This is a genomic window from Micromonospora sp. AMSO31t, assembly GCF_008868175.1.
Taxonomy (GTDB): domain Bacteria; phylum Actinomycetota; class Actinomycetes; order Mycobacteriales; family Micromonosporaceae; genus Micromonospora.
This window is the reverse complement of sequence record NZ_WBKT01000069.1, coordinates 21,768-28,829: the sequence shown is the minus strand read 5'-3', so window position 1 is coordinate 28,829 and position 7,062 is coordinate 21,768. Positions and strand designations below refer to the sequence as shown.

The 7,062-nt window shown below is 75.0% G+C and carries 7 protein-coding genes; 3 read left to right on the top strand and 4 right to left on the bottom strand.

What is annotated here, in order from left to right:
* Nucleotides 1–71: 71 nt before the first annotated feature.
* Nucleotides 72–239, bottom strand: a complete 168-nt coding sequence (locus tag F8274_RS31280; protein ID WP_192579869.1) for a hypothetical protein — start codon at nucleotides 237–239, stop codon at nucleotides 72–74.
* A gap of 71 nt (nucleotides 240–310) precedes the next feature.
* Nucleotides 311–658 (bottom strand): co-chaperone GroES, encoded by a 348-nt coding sequence (locus tag F8274_RS17055; protein ID WP_151463382.1) that lies wholly within the window; start codon nucleotides 656–658, stop codon nucleotides 311–313.
* Nucleotides 659–830: 172 nt separating this feature from the next.
* Between F8274_RS17055 and F8274_RS17050 the strand changes: the two genes are divergently transcribed.
* Nucleotides 831–2,096, top strand: coding sequence for an AI-2E family transporter (locus F8274_RS17050; protein WP_151463384.1), 1,266 nt, complete (start codon nucleotides 831–833; stop codon nucleotides 2,094–2,096).
* Nucleotides 2,097–2,148: 52 nt separating this feature from the next.
* Here the strand turns inward: F8274_RS17050 and F8274_RS17045 are convergent, their stop codons facing one another.
* Nucleotides 2,149–4,350 (bottom strand): ATP-dependent DNA helicase, encoded by a 2,202-nt coding sequence (locus F8274_RS17045; protein ID WP_192579871.1) that lies wholly within the window; start codon nucleotides 4,348–4,350, stop codon nucleotides 2,149–2,151.
* A gap of 59 nt (nucleotides 4,351–4,409) precedes the next feature.
* Here F8274_RS17045 and F8274_RS17040 point away from each other — a divergent pair, with 59 nt between their 5' ends.
* Nucleotides 4,410–4,916: a DUF402 domain-containing protein gene (locus F8274_RS17040; RefSeq protein WP_151463380.1), complete on the top strand. Its 507-nt coding sequence runs from the start codon at nucleotides 4,410–4,412 to the stop codon at nucleotides 4,914–4,916.
* Between the two features lie 7 nt (nucleotides 4,917–4,923).
* Here F8274_RS17040 and sigJ read toward each other — a convergent pair whose 3' ends face one another.
* Nucleotides 4,924–5,877 (bottom strand): RNA polymerase sigma factor SigJ, encoded by a 954-nt coding sequence (gene sigJ, locus F8274_RS17035; protein ID WP_151463379.1) that lies wholly within the window; start codon nucleotides 5,875–5,877, stop codon nucleotides 4,924–4,926.
* Between the two features lie 117 nt (nucleotides 5,878–5,994).
* Between sigJ and F8274_RS17030 the strand changes: the two genes are divergently transcribed.
* On the top strand, nucleotides 5,995–6,984 hold the full coding sequence (locus F8274_RS17030; RefSeq protein ID WP_151463378.1) for a PPK2 family polyphosphate kinase: 990 nt from the start codon (nucleotides 5,995–5,997) through the stop codon (nucleotides 6,982–6,984).
* Nucleotides 6,985–7,062 lie beyond the last annotated feature (78 nt).

Sequence of the window (7,062 nt, the reverse complement as noted above, 5' to 3'; positions counted from 1 at the left end):
CGTCCGGCTGGCACGGCCACCGCTCCGCGGCCCCCTGGCCCCCGGCCTGATCCCGGAGCGAGGAGGGTGGGTCAGGTCATCAGGCCGGTGAGGAAGTCGCCGAGGCCCTGCGCGATGGCCATGAGGGCCACCCCGATGCCCTTGAACAGCTGGGCCGCGCCGTCCGGCCGGAACGCCATGAAGTAGATCAGGAACGCGACGAATCCCCAGGTCAGGATCTTCTTCACGACGATCGGCATGGTCCCTCCCCAGGGCGCGGTCGTGCCTGGGGCTTCCCGCCGGGCAGCGCGGCAAACGGCGGGGGCCGCGCCTACAGGTAGAGGCCGGTCGAGCCGGTCGGCTCCTTCTCCACCCGCTCGGCCGCCACGGCGTGCACGTCCCGCTCGCGGAGCAGGACGTACGCCCGGCCGTGCAGCTCGACCTCGGAACGGTCGTCGGGGTCGAAGAGCACCCGGTCCCCGGAGACGATGGAGCGGACGTGCGGGCCGACGCCCACGGCGGTGGCCCAGGCCAGCCGCTTGCCGACGGCCGCGGTGGCCGGGATCACGATGCCGGCGGTGGAACGGCGTTCCCCCTCGCCGTTCTCGGTGCGCACCAGCACGCGGTCGTGCAGCAGGCGGATCGGCAGGCCGGCGTCGAGGTTCTGGTCGGCGGTCACGCGAAGACGCTACCGCGTGCCCGCCGGTCGATTCCGCTGTGGTTGGGCGGGGCGACCGGAGGGCAATGTGTGGCGGAGTCGCCCTAGGGTGGGGCGGACGGACGTATCCTGTCCACCCTGTCCGCTGGGCGGACCGAAGTTGCGGGAGGTGCGCTTGAGCCGCTTCGAGCGGATGCGCGGACGGCTCCGCCGCGCGTACGAGTCCGGCCGTGAGTCGGCGCGGGCCCGGCGGGCCGAAACGGACGAGCGCGTGGCTTCGCCCTCCTCGCCCGGCCCGGAGGCGCCCCCGACGGCGACGGTGGTGGGCGCGGAGCCTCCGGCCCCCGTGCACTCCTCGACCACCAGCCAGGACGACGTGGAGGTGCCGCACGCGCTGCGGATCGCCGCGGCCTGGTGCTGGCGGCTCATCGTCGTCGGCATCGTCACCTGGTCCCTGCTCAAGATCGTCGGCACGATCCGCATCGTGATCATCCCGCTGGCGGTCGCGCTGCTGCTCTCCGCGCTGCTCGCCCCGGCGGTGGGCTGGCTGCTCCGGGCCCGCCTGCCCCGGTCGCTGGCCACCGGCGTGGTGCTGGTCGGCGGCCTGGTCGCGGTGATCGGCACGCTGACCCTCGTGGTGAACGAGTTCATCCAGGGCGTGCCGGAGCTGAGCGAGAAGTCGTCGCAGGGCGTCCGGCAGATCCAGAACTGGCTCAAGACCGGCCCGTTGCACCTCTCCGACGGCCAGCTCAACCGCTACATCGACGAGGCGCAGAGCTGGATCAACGACAACACGGAGAAGTTCACCAGCGGGGCGCTCAACACCGCGGCCACGCTTGCCGAGGTGCTCACCGGCACGGTCCTGGTGCTCTTCGCGACCTTCTTCTTCCTCCGGGACGGCAGCAGGATCTGGCGGTTCCTGGTCCGGCTGCTGCCGGTGAACGCCCGCTGGAAGGTGGACGACGCCGGCCGGGCCTCGTGGGGGACGCTCGGCGCCTACGTGCGGGCCACCGTGCTGGTCGCCTTCATCGACGCCGTGGGCATCGGCATCTTCCTCGTCATCTTCGACATCCCGTTCGCGTTCCCGCTGGCCGCGCTGGTCTTCCTGGGCGCGTTCATCCCGATCGTCGGCGCCTTCCTGTCCGGCGTGGTGGCCGTGCTGGTGGCGCTGGTCGACAGCGGCCCGGTGACCGCGCTGATCATCCTGGGCGTGGTGATCGGTGTGCAGCAGGTCGAGGGGCACGTGCTCCAGCCGCTGATCATGGGCCGGGCGGTGGCCATCCACCCGCTCGCCGTGATCATCGGCATCGCCGCCGGGGTGGTGCTGGCCGGCATCGCGGGCGCGCTGGTCGCGGTGCCGCTGATCGCCGTGCTCAACACCGCGATCCGCCGGCTGGCCGCGCGGACCGTGCCGGACACCCCGCCGGACGCCGTGGTGGTCGCCTCCCAGGCCCCCTGACCGCCAGCAGCCTGGACGCCCACGTCGCCCCTGCCCGGGGGAGGCGCGGGCGTCAGCTCTTTCCGAGCCGCTCCAGCGCGCCCCGCGCCACGTCGGGGCGGGTGGTGTACCAGAACGGGGGCAGCGAGCGGCGCAGGAACGAGCCGTAGCCCCGCGCGGTCTCCAGCCGGGAGTCGAGCACCGCCACCACGCCCCGGTCGCCGGTGGCCCGGATGAGCCGGCCGACCCCCTGGGCCAGCCGGACCGCCGCGATCGGCACGCTCACCGCCGCGAAACCGGAGCCGCCGCCGGCGTCGACGGCCGCCGCCCGGGCCGCCGCGAGCGGCTCGTCGGGGCGGGGGAACGGCAGTCGGTCGATCACCACGAGCTGGCAGGCGTCGCCCGGCACGTCCACCCCCTGCCAGAGCGACATCACCCCGAACAGGCAGCTCTCCCGCTCCTCGCGGAACCGGCGGACCAGCAGCGGCAGCGCCTCCTCGCCCTGGAGCAGCACGGGCAGGTCGGTGCGCGCGCGGAGCAGCTCCGCCGCCTGCTGCGCGGCCCGCCGGGAGGAGAAGAGCCCGAGGGTACGCCCACCCAGCGCGCCGACCAGCGCCAGCAGCTCCTCGCCGGCCGCCTCGGGCAGCCCGGAGACGCTGGGTCGGGGCAGGTGCGCCGCGACGTAGAGGATGCCCTGCCGGGCGTAGTCGAAGGGCGAGCCGACGTCGAGCGATGTCCAGCCGGGCCCCTCGGTGGCGGGGACCGTGCCGATCGCCGCCCGGCTGCCGTCGGTGCTCGCCACCGGGGGCGTGGTGCCGGCGCGGCCGGCGGCGGCCGCGGTGGCCAGCGCGGCGGCGGCCGGGGACGGCGGGGCGGGCGGCGGCGCGTCCAGCCCCAGCGCCCGGGCCACCGTGTCGAACCGGCCGCCCAGCGCCAGGGTGGCCGAGGTGGCGACCACGGTGCGCTCGTCGTAGAGGTGGGTGGCGAGGGTGCCGGCGACCGAGAGCGGCGCCACCACCAGCGCCCGGCGGCTGCCGTTCTCCGGCTTCTCCACCCAGGCCACGTCGTGGTCGGCCTCCTCCAGCAGCCGCTGGGCGGTTTTCGACAGCTCGTCCAGCACCGCCTTGGCCTGCTGCTTGCGCACCGGATCCGGGTCGTCGGCCTTGACGTCGCCGATCGCCTCCAGCGCCGCCCGGGTGGCCGCGTCGAGCAGGGTGCACGCCTCGCGCAGCGCGGGCGGTAGGCCGGCGGTGAGCCGCCCGGCCGGCGCCTCGGCCAGCCCCACGGCGAGCGCGTCGCCGGCCTCGGTGAGGCGCTCGGCCACCTCCGGCCGGAGCAGCGGCCGGGCCCGGCGGGTGGACCGGTCGATGAGCTGGGGCTCCAGCTCGGCCTGCGCCGCCGAGGAGACCCGGTCGGCCAGCTCGTGCGCCTCGTCGACCACGAGCAGCTTGTGCGGCGGCACGATGTGCCGGCCGGCGAGCATGTCGACGGCGAGCAGGCTGTGGTTGGTCACCACGATGTCGGCCTCGCGGGCGCGGGCCCGGGACGCCTCCGCGAAGCACTCCTGGCCGAACGGGCAGCGGGTGGCCCCCACGCACTCGCGGGCCGGCATCGAGATGCTCCGCCACACCTGGTCGTCCACGCCCGGGTCCAGCTCGTCCCGGTCGCCGGTGGCGGTCTTCTCCGCCCAGTCGCGCAGCCGCTGCATCTGCTTGCCGAGCCGGCCCGCCTCACCGAGCCACTTCCCGCCGGCGGGGCGCGGCGCGTCGAAGAGGGCGTCCTCCGGCTCCTCCTCGACCGAGCTGTCCAGCCGGGCCAGGCAGAGGTAGTGGTGCCGCCCCTTGAGCACGGCGAAGGTGGGGCGGCGGCCGAGCACCGGCTCGACCGCGTCGGCCAGCCGGGGCAGGTCGTGGTCGACCAGCTGGGACTGCAACGCCAGGGTGGCGGTGGAGACCACCACCGGGCCGTCCACGGTCAGCGCCGGGGCCAGGTAGGCCAGCGACTTGCCCGTGCCGGTGCCGGCCTGCACCAGCAGGTGCTCACCGGTGGCGACACTGCGCTCGATCGCCTCGGCCATCTGCTGCTGGCCGGGGCGGGCCGCGCCGCCGGGGACCGCGCCGACCGCGGCGGCCAGCAGCTCGCCGCCGCCGGGCCGGCCGCCCCGGCGCTTCTTCGGAACGGGGCCGGTGGCGGTGCGGGGCGCGGTCACCGTGCGACCGTACCCGCCTCCGCCGACAGGAGGCGGGTCGCTCCGCCGCGTGGCGTGGCCGGGCAGGTCGCGTCCGGTTACCTGCCGATCGCGTCGCGTGGCCGGAATCGGTTAGGGTGCCAGTCATGCCGAGCGACGTGGTCCGCGTGATCTACCGCAAGTACGACGGCAGCGCACACCGCGACTACCCGGCCCGCCGCCTCGCCGAGGACGACCTCGGTGTCTGGCTCGGCGTCCCGGCCGGCACTGAGTCGGTCTACCACGGCCGGCCCTCCGTGGAGCGGATTCCGTTCGTCCTGCTGGTGCCCCGCCAGGGCTGGTGGACCGGCATGTTCAACCCGCCCCCGCGCACCAGTGAGGTCTACTGCGACATCGCCACCCCGGCCCGCTGGGAGGGTGAGGAGACGGTCCACCTGGTCGATCTCGACCTGGACGTGGTGCGCCGGCGGGAGACCGGCCTGGTCGAGTTGCGCGACGAGGACGAGTTCGCCGAGCACCGGGCCCGCTGGGGTTACCCCGACGACGTGGTGGCCGAGGCCGAGGCCGCGGCCCGGTGGCTGCTCGGCGCGCTCGACGACGGCACCGAGCCGTTCGCCACCTCCTACCGGAAGTGGCTGGCCCTGGTGGTCTGAGCCGGCGTCAGTAGCGCGGCGGCCAGTCCTCGCCCTCGATGCCGCTCAGGTGTGGCACCTTCTCCGGGTTGAGCTGGTTGAACACGCCGGTGACCCGCCCCTCGTGCACGGCGAACGAGGTGACCATCCGCAGCGGCCGCCCGTCCCGGAACACCGTCTCCGCCTGCCAGCCCAGCGTGCCGTCGACCAGCACCGGCCGGGCGTGCAGGGGGCCGCCCCAGCGGGCGGCCTGGCCGAAGAGGCCGAGGATGAACCGGCCGGCCAGCTCGGCGCCGACCACCGGCCGGCGGGCGGCCGGGAAGTGGCCGCCGCTGTCACCGACCACCACCACGTCCGGCGCGAGCACCTCGACCAGCCGGTCCAGCTCGCCGGACTCGACCGCCGCCACGAACGCGGCGAGCACCTTGTGCTGCTCGGCCAGGTCGGCGGTGTGCCGGGGGACGTCCGGCGCCGTGACCGCGCGGCGACCCCGCGAGGCGAGCTGCCGGGCCGCCGCGGGGGTCGTGCCGAGCACCTCGGCGACCGTGGCGAACGGCACGGCGAAGACGTCGTGCAGCACGAACGCCACCCGCTGCTCGGGCGTCAGCCGCTCCAGCACCACGAGCAGGGCGGTGCCCAGCTGGTCGGCCCGGACCGCCCGCTCGGCCGGGTCGGGGGCGAACCCGTCCGCCGTCGGCGCCGCGCGCACCACCGGCTCCGGCAGCCACTGACCGGGGTACGCCTCGCGGCGCACCCGGGCGGACCGGAGCACGTCCAGGCAGATCCGGGAGCAGGTGGTGGTGAGCCAGCCCCGCAGGTCGCGGACCTGCTCGCGGGCGGCCGGGTCGGCGAGGGCCCCCTCGTAGCGCAGCCAGGTCTCCTGCACCGCGTCCTCGGCCTCGCTCCGGCTGCCCAGCATGCGCTGCGCCACCGCCAGCAGGTGCCCGCGTTCCGCCTCGAACTCCGCCGCCCGCTCGTGCACGTCGCGCTCCTCCCGCCCGGAGTCCCCATTCTCCCCGTACCTCTGGATGCGCCGCGGCCCGCCCGGTGTGACATCGCTCGGGAGGCGGGGACCGGCGGGGTGGGTGAGGATCGTGGGATGAGCGGTGGCGACGACGTGGTGCGGCCAGAGGGCGGGTCGATGCGGGAACTGCTCCGGGCCGGCCCGGGCCCGGTGGACCTGGCGGCGGTGGATCCCCGGTCGACCCCGGGGCTGCCCGCGGCGGCCGGTCACGGCAAGGGGCGCAAGCAGTGGGCGCGGGGGCAGGTCGAGCTGCTCGGCGCGGAGCTCGGCCGGCAGCAGGAGATGCTGTTCGCGTCCGCGAAGAGCGCGGCCGGCCCGGACAGCGCGACCAGCGCACCCACCCAGGCCGGCGCCCATCTGGCCGGCGACCGGCCGCGCCGGGTGCTGCTGGTGCTCCAGGCCATGGACTGCGGTGGCAAGGACGGCACGGTCAAGCGGGTGGCCGGCGCCATGAACCCGCTCGGGTTGCACATCCGCTCGTTCGGGCCGCCGACCGAGGAGGAGCGGCGGCACGACTTCCTGTGGCGGATCCGCCGGGCCCTGCCGCCCCCCGGCTACGTGGGCGTCTTCAACCGCTCGCACTACGAGGACGTGCTGATCGCCCGGGTGGAGGGCCTGGTCGACGAGGCCACCTGGCGGGGCCGCTACGACCTGATCAACGAATTCGAGGGGGAGCTGGCCGGCAACGGGGTGACCGTGGTGAAGGTCATGCTGCACATCTCGCACGCCGAGCAGGGTGAGCGGCTGATGGAGCGGCTCACCGACCCGACGAAATACTGGAAGTACAACCCCAGCGATCTGGACACCCGGGCCCGTTGGGGCGACTACCAGGCGGCGTACGCCGAGGCGATCGAGCGGTGCGGCCCGGACGCCGCGCCCTGGTTCGTGGTGCCGGCGGACCGGAAGTGGTACCGCGACTGGGCGGTGGCGCACCTGCTCCGGGAGACGTTCGACGGGTTGGATCTGGGGTATCCGCCTGCCGATTTCGACCTCGCGCGGGAGCGGGACCGGCTGCGGAGCGAGAGCGGGACGGGGCAAGGTGAACAGCAGGTGAACGAGCGGTGAATCGGGCCTGACCAGGGGTGGGCCGACGGCTGCCCGGTTCCGCGGGGTACCTAGCATGCGCAGAGCAGGCGTCCTCCG